Genomic DNA, 17,019 nt, shown 5'->3' on the forward strand with positions numbered 1-17,019 from the left:
GTAGCCGCAGGTGCGGAAGTCGGCAAACAGCTGAGTGGCATTCGTTGCGCCGTCGTTGACGCGTTGGTCCAGGTAGTCGAGGTGGTCGTCAGGGCTGCTGGGCCGGCCGGCACGGGGTTTGGCCAGGAGTTCGTCGACGCGCGGGCACACGGTCACCGTGCAGGGCTTGGCCGCCCGCGCCCGCCCGGCGCGGCGGCTCATCGAGCGGCCAGCGCTCGACGCCAGGCCCTGGATTGCAGCAGCCGTAGGCCGTTGAGGCCGACGACGACTGTGGAGCCCTCGTGACCGGCCACACCGAGGGGTAACGGGAGGTGACCGATGAGGTCCCAGGCGACCAGGACGGTGATGAACGTGCCGGCGATGACAAGGTTGGTGGTGACCAGGCGGCGGACGCGGCGGGACAGGGCGATGACGGCGGGCAGTGTGGTCAGGTCGTCGCGGACCAGGACCGCGTCGGCGGTCTGCAGGGCGAGGTCGGAGCCGTGTCGGCCCATCGCCACGTCGGTGTCGGCGGCGGCGAGAGCGGGGCGTCGTTGACCCCGTCGCCGACCAGCAGGACGCGCCGGCCGTCGCGCTGAAGGGCGCGTACCCGATCGACCTTGTCGGCGGGCAGCAGGGCGGCGTGCACGTCAGCGATGCCTGCCTCGGCGGCGAGCCGGCCAGCCGCACCGGGGTTGTCACCGGTGAGCAGCGCCAGTGTCGTGCCGGTCAGCGTGGTCAGGGCGGTGACCGTGGCCGCGGCGTGCGGGCGGACCCGGTCGGCCAGGGCGAGGACGCCAGCGGGCGCGTCGTCGACGATGACCACCACGGCGGTACGGCCGGCCGCCTGCGAGGTGTCGACGAGGGCATGCACCTGCGGGTCGACCCGCGCGACGTCGTCGAGCAGCGTGGGGCTGCCGACCCGTGCCCGCCGCCCGTCGACCGTGGCGGCGACGCCCCGGCCCGGGGTGGAGGCGAAGTCGTGGGCGGCGGGGACGGCCAGCCCCCGGTCCCGGGCGGCGGCGAGCACTGCGGCGGCCAGTGGATGCTCGCTGAGGTGCTCGGCGCCGGCCGCCAGCCGCAGCAAGGTGTCCTCGGCGTGACCGCTGTCGGCGATGAGGTGGATCTCCGCGATCCGGGGGGTGCCTTCGGTGAGCGTGCCGGTCTTGTCGAACGCGACCACGTCGGTGTCGGCGAGCTGCTCCATGACCACGGCGGATTTGACCAGGACGCCATGCCGGCCGGCGAGGGCGATGGCCGACAGCAGTGGCGGCATGGTGGCCAGTACCACCGCGCATGGCGACGCGACGATCATGAAGGTCATCGCTCGAAGCAGGGTCGGCTGCAGAGCCGCGCCGAACGCCAGCGGGACGGCGAACAGGGCCAGGGTCGCCACCACCGGGCCGACGGAGTAGCGCTGTTCGACCTTTTCGATGAACAGCTGGGTGCGGGCCTTGGTCGCCGAGGCCTCCTCGACGAGGGCGACGATGCGGGCGATCACCGACTCGGCGGCCGGGCGGTGCACCCGGGCCAGCAGTGACCCGGCGCCGTTGACGGTGCTGGCGTATCGTCCCCAGGGTGCTTGGCCACCGGCAGCGGCTCGCCGGTGATGCTGGCCTGGTCGACGTCACTGGCCCCGTCGACGACCACAGCGTCGGCGCCGATCCGCTCCCCCGGCCGTACCCGGATCAGATCGCCGACGGCCAGTTCCGCCGTGTCGATGGTGTCCTCGGTGCCGTCGTCACGGACCCGGGTCGTGCGCTCGGGGGCGAGGTCAAGCAGGGCGCGGACCGAGTCGGCGGTCCGGGCCGTGGCGAACGCCTCCAGCGCGCCGGAGGTGGCGAAGATGACGATCAGCAGCGCGCCGTCGAAGACCTGCCCGATGCCGGCCGCACCGAGCGCCGCCACGATCATCAGGAGGTCGACGTCCAGGGTCCACTCCCGCAGCGCCCGCAATCCGGCCAGCGCCGGCTCCCAGCCGCCGAGCGCGTACCAGGCCAGATACAGCGTCTACCACAGCGGCGCCGGGGCATGCGCGAGCTGCGCGATGCCACCGAGGGCGAAAAGCACTGTCGCCGCCGCAGCCCAGCGCGCCTCAGCGAGGGCCCACAGCCGCGCACCCCACCGCCGAGGCGCGCGGGCTGCGGCGGTCGCGGGCGGAGCGGGAGTGGTGTCGGCCGTCAGGGTGACAACAACCGACCATACCTGCATGCCTTCGCAGATACACATTCAGCTAGGAAGACAGTCAGCGGAGGAAGGCTAGGCTAGACGGGTGCATGCGTCGCTGCCGGACTTCCAGATGCCCAACGACGAGCAGGTTCACCTCGCCGCCGAGGGTTTCCGGCTGCTCGCCGACCCGACCCGCGTCAAGATCCTCTGGGCCCCACCCCAAGGCGAGTCGTCGGTCGCCTGCCTTGCCGACCTGGTGGGCGCTGCCCCCACCGCCGTCAGCCAGCACCTGGCCAAGCTCCGCCTGGCCGGGCTGGTCCGCGGACGCAGGGAAGGCACCTTCGTCTACTACTCCGCCGCCGACGTCCACGTCCAGGCCCTGCTCGCCGAGGCGCTGTTCCACGCCGACCACACCGACCGAGACTTGCCCGACCACGCCCGCGGTGACCTGCTCCCTCACACCGGTCCCGCCACACAACCGGCCACCTGAGCCGGAGCACGAAAGTTTCTTGCCGGACGTCGTCAAGCCCACGGGTTCGAGCAGCACCGCGATGGGATCACGGCCTCGAGCGACGGCCGGTTCCAGCAGGTGGCGAAGGCCAGCAGCACCACATCCGGTTTGAGGCTGGTCTCCAGCATGTGCCGCAGGGTGTGGGCGATGCGTTCCTTTCGGCTGCTGACGGGGCGGGGCTACGCGCTCGGCAACACCCTTGGCGCCGGACCCAGCGAGCCGTGACGGCGCCGGCAGCACGACCAACGCCGACGCCCCTCGATACGCCGATCACCCCCCGGTCACCACGTCCCGGAAGCTGTCGAGTGAGACAACCCTGGGTGAGCGCGGCATGGGACGGAATGAAGCGGGCCAAGACGGGCAGTCGCGGGCGTACAGCGCTGGCGGCCCATTCGGCGGCGCTGCATCGGCCGGTCAGCTAACGGGTTATTTGACCTATGGTCACGGGCATGATCGGCAAGGTCCTCGCTGCTACAGTCCGCCACCGGCACACTGTCTTGATGCTCGGCCTGCTCGTAGCGGGCGGGAACGCTGTTGCGGTGGGCTTTGCTCCCTCCCTGGGGCAGCTCCTGTTCTTCCCGCTGCTCTTCCTTGCCGTGGCGCTCCTGGTCCTGGCGATCCTCAGCTGGCAGACCCGTCCGGCCTACTTCGTGGTGCAGCCTCAGATTCCGGCCTTCGGCACGCCGGTGCCTGCATGGAAGGTATTCCTGCCCCTGTGCTCCCTCGCGCCCTTCTCGGCCGAGGTCGGCGCTCTGATGCGCTCCGCCAGGCAAGGCACTCCGTGGACACCCGAATCGATCCTCCTCCCTGTCTCCTGGCTTCTGCTCGTCGCACTGCTGGTCGTTGAGGCCTGGCGGGGCTATGGGCCACAGCTACGTCCCCATGGCGTACAACAACGCACCGTCCTCGGCTCGCTCATAGTGCCGTGGGAGGCACTACCGGTCGCCCAGACCCCTCTGCCTGTCGGCCCTCCCTCGACACTGTGGCTGGCCTACGCGCAACCCCAGTTGGTGCGCCGGCGCGGCATTCCATGGAGCCGGCACGCACTGCGCACGGACAACGTCGACGCCTGGTTTCTCGCCGCTGCGATCCGACACTACGTCTGTCACCCCGACCGCCGAGCCGCCGTCGGCAGCCACGAGGAGTACCAACGGCTTCTCGCCGAGTTGCCCGGTCGCGAACGCTGACGAACGCGAAGCCCCCTGTGGATGGGGCTGCCGATCCAGGAGGCGGCCGTGGCTGCGTTCAACGGAGGCGAAAGCCGTAACGCTGCCGGGCAAGACGGCGCTTTCCTACCGGCTGGCGAGCTGACGTTGGGAATTTTGCCGGGCGCAGCATCAGACTCGATGATGTCTGTGAGGGCATGGATGTGGTGGGCAGACGACGACCTTGAGTTCGCCGCGGTTCGCGGTCGTATGCCGCTGCAGCATTGGGCCAGACGTGAGGGGTCCTGTTGCGGCCGCAGGCTAAGAAGCGATGTAGTCCATATAGGATTCGGACCGTTGTCCATCGCCGCCGTGAGAGGGGCCGGAGGTTCTAGACTGCCTGTATTCGAGAGCAATCTCCCGCCTCCGCACGGTGCCGGTCGATCGAGATGGCCCGCATTTGCCAGCGGTTTCCCTCCTGGTACGAGGATGCTGATGCCTGAGTCTTCCCCTCTTGACACGCGTGCCGTCCATCGGGCACACGATCCCTACGGCGAACCTTCCGCACGCGATGGGTACACGGCCAGTGGCTTGGGGCCGCGTTTTTTGTGGCTGTCTGTGCTTCCTGCCGCCGTCGTTGCGTTGCTCGGGGCCACCGCCGTTCTCTGCGTGCTCGTCACGTCCGGGGAAACGGTCACTGCCAGGATGGGCTGGGCTCTCGTCCTGGCATGGATCGCCTGCGTAGTGGTCATCGCCATCGCCGCCAACCGAGCCAATGCGGTCGATCGCCTGGTCGTCGCCAGGATCGGCGCCGTGCGGTCCTCGACCACTCACCGCCGGGCTGAGGTGCAGTGGCTGATCGAGCGGTTGCGCCGCGGCGAGCGGCTCGAGTCACCCGCGGAGCTCGTGCCGGGCAGGGGCGACGATGGATTCGCGCTTCTGCAGCGCGAACTGGACGAGGTCCTGCATGCTGCCCAGGTCGCCGTCGTAGAGGCATCAGCCGTGACACCGGCGGCGCCCGTGCCGAACTCCGGTCACCAGGTGGAGGTCTTCGTCAACCTCGCCCGACGGCTGCAGTCCCTGGTGCATCGGGAGATCCAGTTGCTCGACGACCTGGAGAACCAGGTGGAGGATCCGGATCTACTCAAGGGTCTGTTTCAGGTCGACCATCTTGCCACTCGTATCCGCCGGCACGCGGAGAACCTTGCGGTGCTAGGTGGCGCTGTTTCTCGACGACAGTGGAGCAGGCCGGTGGCTCTGACCGAGGTGTTGCGGTCGGCTATGGCCGAGGTCCAGCAGTATTCGCGGGTCAAGCTGGTGCCACCGATTGAGGGCACGCTGGGTGGCCACGCTGTCGCCGACGTCATCCATCTGGTCGCTGAGCTCGTTGAGAATGCCACTAATTTCTCCGCCCCCCACACCCAGGTGCTACTGCGTGCCCAGGCCGTGACGGCGGGTATCGCAGTGGAGGTTGAGGACCGGGGCCTGGGTATGCCGCTCGCCGATCAGGACCGGGTCAACCGTCTTTTGGTCGACCCAACCGGGATTGACGTGGGCGAGTTGCTGCGCGACGGCCGTATCGGGTTGTTCGTCGTCGGGGCCATCGCCCGTCGGCACGGCATCACGGTACGGTTGCAGACCAACATCTACGGCGGGATCCAGGCGGTGCTCATCCTGCCGCCCGGGCTGCTCGGTGCGCCGCCGCAGAGGAGTGAATCCTGGCACGAGATGCAGCCGCAGCCGCAGTCCATGGTCCAACCACCACGCCACGAGCCACAATTTGCGATGGTCGCGAGTGGCTCGACGCCCCCACCGCCGGCGTACTCACCGGCGCCTGCCCCGCCTCGGGTTCATGACCGGACTCCCATGCCCAGCGAGGGGATCCGTGCTGAGGTGACGGCACAGCCGTCTGCGGCCTGGGACTACCTGTCCTCTCCTACCGACTCTTCTGCGTCGCTGCCGGCAGCTAGCGAGGCCGCCCGCTACGCCGGGGGCACGGCGGCGGAGGGGGCCGCGGCCAGCGACCCGACTACATCCCAGTTCGCTGACGGCGACGCGCGTCCGCAGCTACCGCACCGGAAACCACAGACACATCTGGCCCCGCAGCTGCACGGCGCCCCCAGTGCCCCTGTCTCAGTGGAACAGGTGGCTGAACACGACCCCACCCTGATGGCTACGTTCACGAGGGCCTTCAGCCAGGGCGAAGCCGGAACCGGCGGGAATGACGGTTCCGAGGGCCGTCTAGACGGCATCAGCTGACCCCGCGTCACCGTTAAGGAGGGTTACCTATCATGCGGAGCAATGCGCCCGTTGAACGATCTCAGGATCTCGTGTGGCTGCTGTCCGGGCTGGCCGAGCGCGTCCCCCACACCCGTAGTGCTTTGCTGCTGTCCTCGGACGGCCTACCGATGGCCGCCCACGGGCTGGATCGGGCCGGCGCGGACCATCTGGCGGCAATCTCCTCCGGACTGTTCTCCCTCGCTCGCAGCGCCGGAGGTAGTTTCGATGGCGGTAACGGCGTCCGTCAGGTGGTGGCGGAACTCGATGACGCCCTGCTGTTCGTCACGGCGGCCGGCTCGAATGCCGTCCTCGCGGTGCTCGCCGGCCGTGAGGCTGACGTCGGCGTGCTCGGGTATGAGATGTCGCAAATGGTGAAAAGCGTACGTCCATTTCTGGCCACGCCGAAGCGTCCGGGGATCGCCAGTTCTGACGACATTATTCGGTGACCATGGTGGGTCCGGAGGACGAACCCTTTCTCGACGACGACGCGGGGCGCCTGGTCCGCCCGTACACGGTCAGTAACGGGCGCACCCGACCCAGCACGCACATGGAGTTGCTGTCCTGGGTGATGGCGACCGGCCGGTTACCTCGGGGACACCTGGAGCCGGACCATGCCCGGGCGCTTCGCCTCTGCGGCGGCCCGACCACGGTCGCCGAGATCTCGGCACACCTGAAACTGCCCGCTGCTATCACGAAGGTGGTGCTTTCCGACTTGGTCGATTGTGGCGCGCTGAGCACCCGAGCTCCCAGCCCTATCGCAGACCCCGCTGACCGATCCGTATTGGAGGCGGTTCTCTATGGCCTACAACAACGACTCTGAACTGTCTCCGGTGTTCCCGACTGCGCTCAAGATCCTCGTCGCTGGGGGGTTCGGCGTCGGTAAGACGACGTTCGTCGGTGCGGTGAGCGAGATCCGGCCGTTGCGCACGGAGGAGATCCTGACCACCGCCAGCGTGGGCACCGACAGCCTGACGGGGGTGGAGGGCAAGTCCACCACCACGGTGGCGCTGGACTTCGGCCGCATCACCGTCGATCCTCGCCACATCCTGTACGTGTTCGGCACACCCGGACAGGAGCGCTTCTGGTTCATGTGGGACGAGTTGTCTGCCGGAGCCCTCGGGGCTGTGGTCCTCGCCGACACCCGCCGCCTACAGGACTCCTTCGCAGCCGTCGATTTCTTCGAAGCCCGCGGCATCGATTTTTTGGTCGCCGTCAATCAATTCGACGGCTCGTTCCAATACAACCCTGAGGAGGTGCGGGCCGCTCTCGAGCTCAAACCCGATGTGCCGATCGTCATGTGCGACGCCCGTCAAAGCCGCTCCGCGACCGCGGTGCTGATCGCCCTGCTCCAGCACTTACTCGGCACTTCCCCATCCCACTCGGCGTGAGACGCGTCAGACCTGCAGCAGATATGGAGCCAGAAATGATCTACGAATCCCCGGCCTACCAGTCACTGACGCCGACTGATCAGGAAGCGCCGCAACGTGTGCAGCGGCTGCGCGATCTCGGCCTCGGGGAAAGCCCAGACCCCGAGTTTGACGAATTCGCCCAAAAACTCGCAGAGATCACCAAAGCCCCGTACGCGATGGTGAACTTCATCAGCGAGGACCGCCAGTTCTTCGCCGGCCTCTACACCGCCCCGGCCGGGCGAGCCAGCGCCACGCCGGAGGTCGCGGCCGCCGGGCAGCCTGGCCGGGTGATGTCACGAGACCACGGCTACTGCCCGCACGTCGTGGTCCGGCGCAAGGCGCTGGTACTCGACGACGTGTGCGACTACCCGCGGTTCGCCGGCAACCCCGTGGTCGACGAGATCGGCATCCGCTCTTACCTGGGCGCGCCACTGATCGACCACACCGGTATGGCCCTCGGCACGATCTGCGTGGTGGACACCGAGCCGCGCCCGTGGGGACGGCAGGGACTGGAGACCATCAAGTCCCTGGCCGCCGAGCTGACGGAACGGATCAACCAGCGCAGCCGGCGATAGGACGACGTCAGGAAGTGGCCGCCGCTTCCAGCAAAGGGGCGGCGAGCCGCTCCGACCACTGCCCCTTGGACGTGCCCAGTGCCACCTCGCCGAGACGGATCAGTTGGACGTCCGAGGTGCCGGCTGGAGCGAAGATGTGGTGGGCGTCGCGGACATACCGCTCTACCGGCCGGTCGGGGTAGAGCCCGCACGCGGCGTGCACTTCCATCGCGTTACGGGCCGAGTCGAGGGCGTACTCGACGTTGATGAGCTTGGCGTTCATCAACTCCGCGTCGCAGGGCAGGCCTTGGTCCAGCAAGTGCACCGCGTGATAAGCGGCCAGCCGGGCGGTCATCAGCCGGGACTGCATCTGCCCGACCTTCAGCTTGATTGGGAGGAGATCACCCAGCGGCTTGCCGTAGCGGTGCTGCTCGGTGACGTATGCCGAGGTCTCCTCAAGTAGGGCCTGGTGGATGCCGAGGGAGACCGCGGTCAGGTTCGGCCGGCCGTACAGGATGCTGGAGGAGTAGGCGACGGCCAGGCCGTCACCCTCGACGCCGAGCAGGTTCGCCGCGGGTACGCGGCAGTCCTCGAAGACGAGTTCGCCGAAGCTGAAGCCGTGCAGGCCCATGGCCGCGCGATGCGGGCCGAGCGAGAAGCCCGAACGGTCCGACTCGACCAGGAAGGCCGACAGTCCCTGAGAGCCCGCGCCGGTGCGGACCACCACGCCGTGCAGGTCACCGACGTGACTGTTGCCGACGAACACCTTCCGGCCGTTCAGAATGTAGTCGTCGCCGTCGCGTACGGCGGTGGCCTCCATGCCGAGGACATGGCCACCGGACTGTGGCTCGGTGACCGCGATGGTGGGCAGGCAGGTTCCGTCGGCGATGGCCGGTAGCCACTGCCTCTTCTGGCTGTCGTTGCCGAAGTGCACGATTTTGGCCACGCCCAGCTGGCTGGCCTGCACCATGGCGCCCATCGCGCCGCTGACCCGTGACAGCTCTTCGATGATGATCGTCTTCGCGAGGTGTCCCAGGCCCATCCCGCCGTAGTCGGGGCTGATCGTGACACCGATCCAGCCCTGGTGCGCGATTAACCGCGACAGTTCGTGCTGAACCGAGCGAGACGCTTCCATTTCCGGAATCCGGGGGCGTACCTCGGCCTCCGCAAACGTTCGCACCTCCTCCCGTAGACGCTCGTGACGCTTCGTGGTGAAGTAGCTGTCCATGAGCAGATCCCCTCGTGAGTTCGCCTGCCGACCTTGGCGGATCCGGTTGAATCCGGCCAGGCCACAAGATTCTGGTCGCCGCCGCACGCATCTTCGGGTTCGCCGTTGATGCGCCAGCGGTTCGACGGGTCGACTCGGGCTCGGCTGCGCCGCTGACCCGGCCGCAGGCCAATCACCACCGCCGGTGCGGCTATTGGACAAGTCGGCAGGTTCATGGCAAAGACCGATGGCAAAGCCACGCTCGGAGGTGCGCCGCTACTGCAGCACCAGCGCCATGCGTGAATGGCCGAGCACGGACGGCGAGCCAGCTGTGACGGCTTAGGGGGCCCCGGTTCCTACCGCCGCCCGTCGCCTTGGCGCCGCTCATGGTCGCAACCGTAGGGGGTGGGCGCCGGTGCGTGTATTCGAACTCTGACCAGGCGCGATGATGATGCGGCGACCAGAAGAGGCCTGCTGTCTCATCCTCCGCCTCCCAACCGGTTCGCCGCTGATGGTATCCGCGGAGATCCACAGCAGCACCCTCCTATCAGTACTTGGGACGCTGAGTCCCAAGTCAGGCCAAACGGTGGGCGTTTCCGCTCTCCGCAGAGGACGCGCGCTATCGCTGCCGACGGCGACAGCCGTCACGGACAACGAGAAGGCTCCCGCCGCCCACCTGGGCAAAGGTGACATCCTCACCGGGGGTCGCCAGAGTCGGCGTATCGGTGACAACGGTGTGGCGGTACCTGCGGGAGGCTGTCGCCGGCTCTCAGCTCATACCGATGGCCTCGCCGACGCGATGCGGCGGGGTCACCCGACTGGTCTAGGCGATCCTCGGCGGCAAGTTGATCCGATCGACTGGATCGCCGATCAGCGGCCCTTACTACTGTGGCAAGCAAAGCGACACGGCGTGAGCGTGCAGGTCCTCCCCGACCCCGGGTGGTCGGCTGATCGGGGCCTCACCCGCCCTGTTCGACTCCACCCATGATCTGCCCGCCGCCCGCGCCGGCGGCCTGGTCGCCGCCTGACCAGCGCCGGCGAGATGACCTTCGCGGACAAGGGCCACCAAGGCGCCGGTGGCGCCATCTGGGCGCCGTTCAAACGCCGACACACCCGCCTATCGCGGCGGCAGAAGCAGTTCATCCGAGCTGGGCGTCGTACTGCCAGCCGCCGTCGAACACCGGGCCGCGCCGGTCGGCGAAAACAGCTGCTCACCCCACGCCTTGACCGGGCAGCCGGCACCGGCGGGCATATCCCCGGCCTGATCGGCCGGGTGGGCGCTGCCCCGCGCAGTCACCGAGGGACCGGTAAACACCCCTCAGTTCGTAGTGGCGGCCTGCGGGTACGCCGCCGCGAACTCGGCCTGTCAACGTGGCCTTTCCAGCCGAGTGCCGCCCGACTGCTCACGGGCGGTCCCAAGACCGATCAGCGATTGCTGTACGCCTCCATGAGCGAGGTCGGAATGCGTCCCCGGTCGGAGACCTTGTAGCCGTTCTGCGCGGCCCACTCACGGATCGCGCCACTCCGCACCCGGTTGGCTGCCCCGGGAGCCGCGGGACTCCCCGGCCGACGTGTGGCCCGGCGTGCGTCGACACCGCCTCGACCGATCCGCCGGCCGGCGTTGATGTACTCGTCCAGAGCCTTGCGGAGAGCCCCGGCGTTCTGGTCCGAGAGGTCGATCACGTAGGAAACGCCGTCCAGGCTGAACTCGACGGTGCGATCCGCCTTGCTCCCGTCGAGGTCGTCGGTCAACAGCATGACCACTTTGCGAACCATGAATTCACTCCCTTCGAGGAATTGGTGCCTTGGGCCCAATTTCCGCCTACAAGGCAGTATTGAGGTGATCTCAACAAGAGATGGCGGTTGACGCGGACGACACGCCTGCAACCGCCCATACCGGACAGTACTGGAAGAGGGCGTGGGGCCCTCGATAGGCAGTTCTCACCACAAGATCAGCCATGAGGTGAGGACCCCACGTGATTGCCTATCGTGCCATGACCGACGTGCCCAGGGAACTCGTGCAGCACGTGGCGCGGCTGCTGCGCGCCGAGCGCCGCGCGGTCGGCACCCGCCGCCGAACCCGGAAGCTGACCTGCTTCTACCAGGCGCTTCTGGTCCTGGTGTGGTTCGGCAAGGGTGAGGACAAGACCACCCTCGGGGCTGGCTTCGGGGTGTCCAGGGCCACCGCCTACCGGTACGTCGCCGAGGCGGTGCGGGTCCTGGCGGCGCAGACACCCACCCTGCACGACGCCCTCGCCCGGGTCGCCGCTGACGGCTGGTCGCATGTGATCCTCGACGGCAAACTGTTCGACACCGACCGGCTGGCCGAGACCACCACCAGCGTCAAGGGCGAGACAATCGACGCGTGGTACTCGGGAAAGCACCGTGACTTCGGCGCGAACATCCAAGCCGTGATGCGTCCCGACGGGCTACCGGTCTGGACCTCCGATGCGATGCCCGGCCACCTGCACGACCTGACCTGCGCCCAGCGGCTGGACGTCACCGGCGCCCTGTACTGGGCTGCCTCCACCCTCAACCTGCCGACCCTGGCCGACTCCGGCTACGAAGGCGCTGGCCAGGGCATCCACACCCCGTACAAGCAGCCCACCGACGGCCGCCGCCTCGCCGTCGACAACCGCACCTACAATGCCGTCCTTCGATCCCTACGCTGCCTCGGAGAACGCGGCTTCGCCATCCTCACCGGCCGATGGCGCGCGCTGCGCCACACCACCGCCAGCCCTCGAAGCCTCGGCGACATCGTCCGCGCCGCACTCCACCTCACACATTTCGAATACCGATACCTACCCGAACCTTGTTGAGATCACGTCATTGGCCGCCGCCAGCACCCCCGACGGCGGGGTGTCCCAAAAGGAACACCGAGAGACCGAGCCTGGGAAGCCCGCCTCGAGACTGGCGATCAAGGGCCGATCACGAGCGATTGAGGAGCCCGAGTGGACCAGCATCAACGGCGCGATCCGTGCAGCTGTTTCTGAGGGGCCTACCTTGACGATCAGTGTCCGTAGGCGACTTGACGTCTGGTCGTGGAGCTGGGGGTGGAATGGGGTTCGCGAAGCCGGCGATGATGAGCGCAATGGTGGGGGCAGCTGTTCGTGGATGTCCAGCAGGTGCCATTCGCTTGCGAGCAAGGGGTGCCTGAACTGAGTGATGCATGGCAGCGCCGCCGCCGCGCCGACGGCAGGGTTGGCAACGTGAGACTCGCCGCGCTTGATGACCGAGGCGATGATGTGCTGGACCTGGGCCGTGAGGTCGACGACGTGCTCTGCTTCGACGAACCTGAATTCGGATACCAGCGCCCTGCACGTCTGAACGAGGCGTGGATGCGATGCAGCCACTCCCGCATGACCGCTTCCCGAAGAGCCGCCCTCCGACGGGAAATGCCGGTAGATGCTGCCCGGACTGACCTTGAGCCCTCGCATGGCATCGGCGACGTTAGCCTCTGCCGGGGCCGTAGCGGGGCAGGACATCCTCAGCGCTACCCCTCGGGAATTTCGCCGCAAGATCCCCTAATCCCCTAACGCCAACCGCCGCCCCTGCCCCAACCCGGCCGGATAAGGCTGGGGTGCAACCCCGATGTCCGATACCGCCGCTTCGCCTTACGGTCGATCCCGGGTCCGGGCGATGTTGTCTGAGACCACGTCCGAACAACATCGATCGAGGAGACCGGCAACATGAGTGAAAGCGCCAGCACAAATTCGACCGCCGACGTGAACTCGACCTCTGCAGCCAACTGGACCGGCAACACGGAGGCAACCGCCGATACCAGCGGGACCACCAACGTGGATTCCACCGCCAGCGCGGGGTCGACCGCCGACATGGGCGCAACCGCTGACATGGTGTCGCCGCAGAGCCTGCAGGACTTCGTATTCGGCCTGCTCACGAACGGTGACGCCCGAGCGGCGTACGAGGTCGACCCGCAAGGCGCGCTGGACAACGCAGGTCTCAACGACGTGACCCCGGCCGACGTGCAGGACATCGTTCCGCTGGTGGCCGACTACGTTCCTGTACAGGGCATCACGTCCTTGCTTTCCGGAGACAGCCTTGGCATCACCGCCGGCGCCACCGTCGACGGACTCGGGCTCAGCGGCGCGACCGGCACCCTCGGCGGACTCGGCCTCACGGGTGTGACCGGCCACCTGGGCGGCAACCTCGACAGCGTTAGCCTCAGCGGCGGCGTGACCGGCACGCTCGACAGCACCGTCGGCGGACTCGGCGTCGACGGCGTGACCGGCGACGTCGGGGGCACCGTGTACAGCGCCACCAACCTCGTCGACAGCACCGTCGGCGGACTCGGCGTCGACGGCGTGACCGGCGACGTCGGGGGCACCGTGTACGGCGCCACCGGCCTCGTCGGCGACGTGACCGGCGACCTCGGCGGCACGGCATACGGCGCCACCAGCCTCGCCGGCGGCACCCTCGACAGCACCGTCGGCGGACTCGGCGTCGACGGCGTGACCGGCGACGTCGGGGGCACCGTGTACGGCGCCACCGGCCTCGTCGGCGACGTGACCGGCGACCTCGGCGGCACGGCATACGGCGCCACCAGCCTCGCCGGCGGCACCCTCGACAGCACCGTCGGCGGACTCGACGTCAGCGGCGTGACCGGCGACGTCGGGGGCACCGTGTACGGCGCCACCGGCCTCGCCGGCGGCACCCTCGACAGCACCGTCGGCGGACTCGACGTCAGCGGCGTGACCGGCAACCTCGGTGACACGGTGCACGGCGTCGGAAGCGTCACCGGTGACGTCGGTGTACACGGCGACGCGTACGCCAGCACGGACGGACAGCTTCTGGGGGGCCTCACCGACGGCCTGCTCCTGAGCTGAAGGCGCTGTGCTATGCGGAGGCCGGGATCTGCCCACTGCGCGGTCCCGGCCTCCATCTTGGTTTACCTACCGCGGATTTCCGGCCGCACGTATGCGTTGTGGAACCGGTGGACGTGTTGTGCAGGCGCCGGGTCCGCGGTCAGATCGCTCTACGCCACGCATGCGGGCCGCGCTTCGCCGGAACTGAGGTTCTGGTCGAGGAGGACCTGGCCGCCACGCAGCGCCAGCGCATCACGCGACGCTGGCGGCGCCGTTGATGCGGCACATCATCGCGGACCAGAGGTGGCTGACGGCCACTGGTAACGGCCAGCCACCTCGCATCGAGCTCCTTGGCCAGTTCTTCAAACTGAGGGCCGTAGACGTCGTGGTTGAGCGCCGCATGGAATGTTCGACATGGTCGCGTGCCGTGACCATGGCGCCCCGACACCTGGGCCTGCCTCGGCCACGGCCCCTCTCGCCGGCCCTCGTCATCTGATCCGCCGTGCCCTGGATCGGTGACCTCGCCCGACAGCGCCCCGTCCGTGAAGAGACGGGGCGCTCTGGTCGTCGCCGAGTGTGCTGTCAGCGCAGGTGGGGTGGTCCAGCCCGCCCACCCGGCGGGCGTATCAGTCGGCGGCGACCTCGATCCGTGGGGTCGGGCCCGCCGGCAGGTACGCCATGTCGGAGATGATGACCACATCCACCTCACGGTTCATCACCATCCAGCTCACCGACTCCCACGGCCCGCGGACGATGCCCTCCAACCGGTAACCGCGCCGGCGGCTGTAGTCGAAGCACTTCGCCACGGCGGGCTCGGTAGGTTCGATGCCGCCGGGTATCCAGATCACGGCCGTGTCCATGCAGCCTCCTGATCAACTTCTGAAGGTTAAGCGAGCGAGGATGATCAGGAGCCCCGGGGGGCAGGGATAGACGCGGTGCCGGTGGACAAGCATCGTGGTGCGGTCCCGGCAGGGTAAGAGGCGGCCGCCATGAACTTCCGGTGGTTCGCTACCCCAGCGGCGGAGCCGGCGATCGCGGGTGAGGAGCCTCGGCCCTCACGTTGCCGTTACTCGCGTCTGCTCCCAGGTCCGCCGTGGTCGGCTATTGGGTGATCTCACCGCTAGGGGAATGCGCTGGTCCGCGGTCTCGCGCCAGAGTGCGTGGACGATCGTGTCGTCGGGGAGGGCGAAGGGATCGCGGGCGGTGTAGCCGTGCCGGGTGTAGAGGGCAGCCTCGGCGGCGGTGGTGGCCTCTGCGTAGGTGGGAAGCCCGAGACGGTCCATCCGGACGAGACTGCGGGCGAGCAGGGTGGAGGCGCGGGCGTGGCGCCAATCGGCGGGCGGGGCCGCGAGAAACGCCAGGTGGTTGTGGGCGTCGGTGGGACGGTGGGTGTTGAGGACGCCGTCCAGGGTCCGGAAGCGGTCGAGGTGGTCACCGCAGGCAGCCGCGAGGCGTTGGCGGTAGTTGGCCGGCGGCGGGATGGGGCGGTAGCGGTGGAACCAGACGGCGGCGGCGGAGCGGTCGTCTAGGAGGAAGACCTCGCCGAACAGAAGGGCGTGTTCGACCCAGATGCGGGAGACGGCGGTGAGCATGCGGCGTCGCTGGTCATCATCAGGTACGAGCCACGTGCCGATGGTTGAGGTGTGCAGGGGGGCAGCGACGAGGCGGACGACGTCGTCGATGTCGCACCAGCGGGCACGGACCGTGGGCGGAATACCTGTCATGGTGGATCTCCTGTATTGAGCCATTGTTGCCCGGTGGCCGGCGCTGCTGTCCGGTCGGGCGAAGCTGTGCAGTCAGGTCGAGTTGCCCGCCACCGGGACGGACGAGCCGGCGCGTGCCGTTTGGCTTCACGGATCAGCGCGGCGAAGGACACGTGGCACCCGGTTGAGCGGGCGCGTAGGACGCCCAGGGTCACAGCAGGGCGGCGTGGCCGTGAAGGTGCGTGGGGCGATGATGGTGCTCGCCGTTCACCGACAGCGGATCACCACCGCGTCGCCCCACCCGCCGGCTGGAGAGGTGTCCACGACGCGCGGTCGCATCTCAGCTGCCTGTCCGGCCGTGGGTCAGCCGTCACCGCATGAGGTGACGCTCAGGCAGGTCTGGTGCCCGGCTGCGGCGATCGTTGGGCGAACGTGTCGCACGGGGACGAAGCGCAGCGCTGGGATTCCAGCTCCGGCATCCATGGGCGCGGCGAGATGTCAGCCGCCGCCGTGCCGGCGCCTGAGGCGGCGGAACTGGTCACGCTGCCGGACGAGATCGGCGTCAGGCCGCCGGTGCCGGTACCACCGACGCGCCCGGGACGACTACTCACGTCGGCGGCTGCAGCTGGGGCCGGCTCGCCGCCGCTGCACCGCTGCACCGCCACGTTCCAGTAGGGCGGGGGCTGCGTGGCTTCCTGGCGGTTGGCGGTGACAGCTGGCACGCGGACGGGATGCTCGGTAGCGCCTGGAGTAGTGGCGACCGGCACCGGGCCGCCAGACCCGGGCTGCGGTTCTACCGGATCGCCGGGCGGGACCGCCGGGTCCGCCGGCTGGCCGAGGATCGGCCGCGTCACCTCGAGCACCGGGGCGAGGACGGGGTGCAGGGTCTCGAGGATCGGGTCGGCGACCGGGCCGACCACCGCGTCAACGGGTTCGAGCAGTCCCGTGCCGGTGATCCCCCGCACCACCGGAGCCGCCGCGTCCACGACCGGACGCGTCACCGGCGCGACAGCCTCGACGACTCTCGTCAACCCCGTACCGGCCGGCCCGCCCACCGTGCGCCGCACCGGCACCATCGCCGCCGTCAGGTCAACGGGCGGGACCCGCATCGCCGAATCGGGCGTTGCGCGGGCTTGCGCCAGGGTGCCGGCTGGTTCCGGGGTCACGGAGGTTGGCTCCCCGACCGCGTCGGTCCCGGCCGGGCTGGGATCGACGGTCGCCGTCTCTTCGGGCGGAGCG

General features: G+C 68.6%; 19 protein-coding genes. 9 read left to right on the forward strand and 10 right to left on the reverse strand.

The window, feature by feature from the left end:
* The 4 genes from DKT69_RS39670 to DKT69_RS41610 all read right to left on the reverse strand — a co-directional run.
* Positions 1-201 (reverse strand): hypothetical protein (locus DKT69_RS39670; protein ID WP_236647659.1); only part of this gene is annotated, 201 nt, incomplete at its 3' end.
* Complete coding sequence (locus DKT69_RS41010; RefSeq protein WP_368666234.1) at positions 198-494, reverse strand: hypothetical protein; 297 nt, start codon at positions 492-494, stop codon at positions 198-200. The genes DKT69_RS39670 and DKT69_RS41010, both read right to left, overlap by 4 nt.
* The gene (locus DKT69_RS11125) at positions 428-1,504 is read right to left on the reverse strand and encodes an HAD-IC family P-type ATPase (RefSeq protein WP_497529391.1); all 1,077 of its coding nucleotides are present in this window, start codon (positions 1,502-1,504) and stop codon (positions 428-430) included. The genes DKT69_RS41010 and DKT69_RS11125 overlap by 67 nt, the downstream gene beginning before the upstream one ends.
* A complete protein-coding gene (locus DKT69_RS41610) occupies positions 1,477-1,935 on the reverse strand; it encodes a P-type ATPase actuator domain-containing protein (protein WP_497529392.1) in 459 nt (152 codons plus the stop codon). Before DKT69_RS41610 ends, DKT69_RS11125 begins: the two co-directional genes overlap by 28 nt.
* A gap of 316 nt (positions 1,936-2,251) precedes the next feature.
* Between DKT69_RS41610 and DKT69_RS11130 the strand changes: the two genes are divergently transcribed.
* The 7 genes from DKT69_RS11130 (at position 2,252) to DKT69_RS11160 (ending at position 8,068) form a co-directional block, all read left to right on the forward strand.
* Positions 2,252-2,638, forward strand: coding sequence for an ArsR/SmtB family transcription factor (locus tag DKT69_RS11130; protein ID WP_109801486.1), 387 nt, complete (start codon positions 2,252-2,254; stop codon positions 2,636-2,638).
* A 470-nt stretch (positions 2,639-3,108) separates the two neighbouring features.
* Positions 3,109-3,846 carry a hypothetical protein gene (locus DKT69_RS11135; protein ID WP_146231040.1) on the forward strand — a complete coding sequence of 246 codons (738 nt, stop codon included), beginning with the start codon at positions 3,109-3,111 and terminating at the stop codon, positions 3,844-3,846.
* 627 nt (positions 3,847-4,473) lie between these two features.
* A complete protein-coding gene (locus DKT69_RS11140; RefSeq protein WP_236647681.1) occupies positions 4,474-6,063 on the forward strand; it encodes a sensor histidine kinase in 1,590 nt (529 codons plus the stop codon).
* Between the two features lie 32 nt (positions 6,064-6,095).
* On the forward strand, positions 6,096-6,530 hold the full coding sequence (locus DKT69_RS11145) for a roadblock/LC7 domain-containing protein (RefSeq protein ID WP_109801489.1): 435 nt from the start codon (positions 6,096-6,098) through the stop codon (positions 6,528-6,530).
* Between the two features lie 2 nt (positions 6,531-6,532).
* Complete coding sequence (locus tag DKT69_RS11150; protein WP_109801499.1) at positions 6,533-6,904, forward strand: DUF742 domain-containing protein; 372 nt, start codon at positions 6,533-6,535, stop codon at positions 6,902-6,904.
* Positions 6,882-7,472 carry a GTP-binding protein gene (locus tag DKT69_RS11155; protein WP_109801490.1) on the forward strand — a complete coding sequence of 197 codons (591 nt, stop codon included), beginning with the start codon at positions 6,882-6,884 and terminating at the stop codon, positions 7,470-7,472. The genes DKT69_RS11150 and DKT69_RS11155 overlap by 23 nt, the downstream gene beginning before the upstream one ends.
* Positions 7,469-8,068: a GAF domain-containing protein gene (locus tag DKT69_RS11160; RefSeq protein ID WP_236647682.1), complete on the forward strand. Its 600-nt coding sequence runs from the start codon at positions 7,469-7,471 to the stop codon at positions 8,066-8,068. Before DKT69_RS11155 ends, DKT69_RS11160 begins: the two co-directional genes overlap by 4 nt.
* Before the next feature lie 7 nt (positions 8,069-8,075).
* Here DKT69_RS11160 and DKT69_RS11165 read toward each other — a convergent pair whose 3' ends face one another.
* Positions 8,076-9,275, reverse strand: a complete 1,200-nt coding sequence (locus DKT69_RS11165; protein ID WP_109801492.1) for an acyl-CoA dehydrogenase family protein — start codon at positions 9,273-9,275, stop codon at positions 8,076-8,078.
* Positions 9,276-10,679: 1,404 nt separating this feature from the next.
* The gene (locus DKT69_RS11170) at positions 10,680-11,030 is read right to left on the reverse strand and encodes a histone-like nucleoid-structuring protein Lsr2 (protein ID WP_109801493.1); all 351 of its coding nucleotides are present in this window, start codon (positions 11,028-11,030) and stop codon (positions 10,680-10,682) included.
* A gap of 200 nt (positions 11,031-11,230) precedes the next feature.
* Here DKT69_RS11170 and DKT69_RS11175 point away from each other — a divergent pair, with 200 nt between their 5' ends.
* Positions 11,231-12,073, forward strand: a complete 843-nt coding sequence (locus DKT69_RS11175) for a transposase family protein (protein ID WP_236647683.1) — start codon at positions 11,231-11,233, stop codon at positions 12,071-12,073.
* Here the strand turns inward: DKT69_RS11175 and DKT69_RS41015 are convergent.
* The gene (locus DKT69_RS41015; RefSeq protein WP_368666235.1) at positions 12,056-12,739 is read right to left on the reverse strand and encodes a hypothetical protein; all 684 of its coding nucleotides are present in this window, start codon (positions 12,737-12,739) and stop codon (positions 12,056-12,058) included. The two genes, DKT69_RS11175 and DKT69_RS41015, sit on opposite strands and share 18 nt — an antisense overlap.
* A 204-nt stretch (positions 12,740-12,943) precedes the next feature.
* Here DKT69_RS41015 and DKT69_RS11180 point away from each other — a divergent pair, with 204 nt between their 5' ends.
* Positions 12,944-14,098 (forward strand): IniB N-terminal domain-containing protein, encoded by a 1,155-nt coding sequence (locus DKT69_RS11180; RefSeq protein WP_146231041.1) that lies wholly within the window; start codon positions 12,944-12,946, stop codon positions 14,096-14,098.
* Between the two features lie 605 nt (positions 14,099-14,703).
* Here the strand turns inward: DKT69_RS11180 and DKT69_RS11185 are convergent.
* The 3 genes from DKT69_RS11185 to DKT69_RS11195 all read right to left on the reverse strand — a co-directional run.
* A complete protein-coding gene (locus tag DKT69_RS11185) occupies positions 14,704-14,937 on the reverse strand; it encodes a hypothetical protein (protein WP_109801496.1) in 234 nt (77 codons plus the stop codon).
* A gap of 195 nt (positions 14,938-15,132) precedes the next feature.
* A complete protein-coding gene (locus tag DKT69_RS11190) occupies positions 15,133-15,801 on the reverse strand; it encodes a hypothetical protein (protein WP_109801497.1) in 669 nt (222 codons plus the stop codon).
* Positions 15,802-16,169: 368 nt separating this feature from the next.
* A partial coding sequence (locus DKT69_RS11195) for a hypothetical protein (RefSeq protein WP_236647684.1) occupies positions 16,170-17,019 on the reverse strand: 850 nt, incomplete at its 5' end.

The sequence above is a fragment of the Micromonospora sicca genome (genome assembly GCF_003172935.1).
In the GTDB taxonomy this organism is placed as follows: Bacteria; Actinomycetota; Actinomycetes; order Mycobacteriales; family Micromonosporaceae; genus Micromonospora; species Micromonospora sicca.

Bases quoted from the DNA above. Each gene is read 5' to 3' on its own strand.
- DKT69_RS41010 (WP_368666234.1), bottom strand. From the start codon at position 494: ATGGGCCGACACGGCTCCGACCTCGCCCTGCAGACCGCCGACGCGGTC.
- DKT69_RS11135 (WP_146231040.1), top strand. From the start codon at position 3,109: ATGATCGGCAAGGTCCTCGCTGCTACAGTCCGCCACCGGCACACTGTC.
- DKT69_RS11145 (WP_109801489.1), top strand. From the start codon at position 6,096: ATGCGGAGCAATGCGCCCGTTGAACGATCTCAGGATCTCGTGTGGCTG.
- DKT69_RS11150 (WP_109801499.1), top strand. From the start codon at position 6,533: ATGGTGGGTCCGGAGGACGAACCCTTTCTCGACGACGACGCGGGGCGC.
- DKT69_RS11155 (WP_109801490.1), top strand. From the start codon at position 6,882: ATGGCCTACAACAACGACTCTGAACTGTCTCCGGTGTTCCCGACTGCG.
- DKT69_RS11165 (WP_109801492.1), bottom strand. From the start codon at position 9,275: ATGGACAGCTACTTCACCACGAAGCGTCACGAGCGTCTACGGGAGGAG.
- DKT69_RS11170 (WP_109801493.1), bottom strand. From the start codon at position 11,030: ATGGTTCGCAAAGTGGTCATGCTGTTGACCGACGACCTCGACGGGAGC.
- DKT69_RS41015 (WP_368666235.1), bottom strand. From the start codon at position 12,739: ATGTCCTGCCCCGCTACGGCCCCGGCAGAGGCTAACGTCGCCGATGCC.
- DKT69_RS11180 (WP_146231041.1), top strand. From the start codon at position 12,944: ATGAGTGAAAGCGCCAGCACAAATTCGACCGCCGACGTGAACTCGACC.
- DKT69_RS11185 (WP_109801496.1), bottom strand. From the start codon at position 14,937: ATGGACACGGCCGTGATCTGGATACCCGGCGGCATCGAACCTACCGAG.
- DKT69_RS11190 (WP_109801497.1), bottom strand. From the start codon at position 15,801: ATGACAGGTATTCCGCCCACGGTCCGTGCCCGCTGGTGCGACATCGAC.